General features: G+C 71.2%; 1 protein-coding gene. It reads left to right on the forward strand.

The genetic code is table 11. The features are described 5' to 3' along the window. Positions 1-528: alpha-isopropylmalate synthase regulatory domain-containing protein (locus IG178_RS24890; RefSeq protein ID WP_226895791.1), on the forward strand; the 528-nt coding region annotated here is incomplete at its 5' end. Positions 529-594: the final 66 nt, after the last annotated feature.

The raw sequence follows: 594 nt of genomic DNA on the forward strand, positions 1-594 counted from the left end.
TACCTCCTGAAGACCGAGCGCGGGCTCACCCTCCCGCGCCGTGCGCAGATCGAGTTCTCCGGCGTGGTCCAGCGCCACACGGAGGACAGCGGAAGCGAGATCAGCGGCGAGCAGATCTGGGAGATCTTCCAGGACGAGTACCTGCCTGCCGATCACGAGGGCAACCGCTGGGGCCGCTACCGCCTCACCTCGATCAGCACGCACTCCGAGGACGACGGCGACACTCGCCTGGACCTCGGCCTGGAGATCGACGGCGCCGCGCGCCAGCGCTCCGCCAGCGGCAACGGCCCCATCGACGCCCTCATCCAGATCCTGCGCGCAGAGGGAGTCGACCTGCGGCTGCTCGACTACTCCGAGCACACGCTCTCGGCCGCCTCGGACGCCCACGCCGCCTCGTTCGTCGAGCTCGCGGTGGGGGAGAAGGTCCTGTGGGGTGCGGGCATCGACTCCTCGACCACGCGCTCGTCGCTGAAGGCCGTCGTCTCGGCGGTCAACCGGGCGGCCCGCGCGGCGTCCCAGGAGGCTTGAGGCCGAGATGGCCCGGGGCTCGTCGTTCGCCTCGGCGTCCTACCGGGACACCGGGGTCGTGCTGCG

Source organism: Neoluteolibacter marinus (assembly GCF_014904755.1).
GTDB classification, from domain to species: Bacteria; Verrucomicrobiota; Verrucomicrobiia; order Verrucomicrobiales; family Akkermansiaceae; genus Haloferula; species Haloferula marina.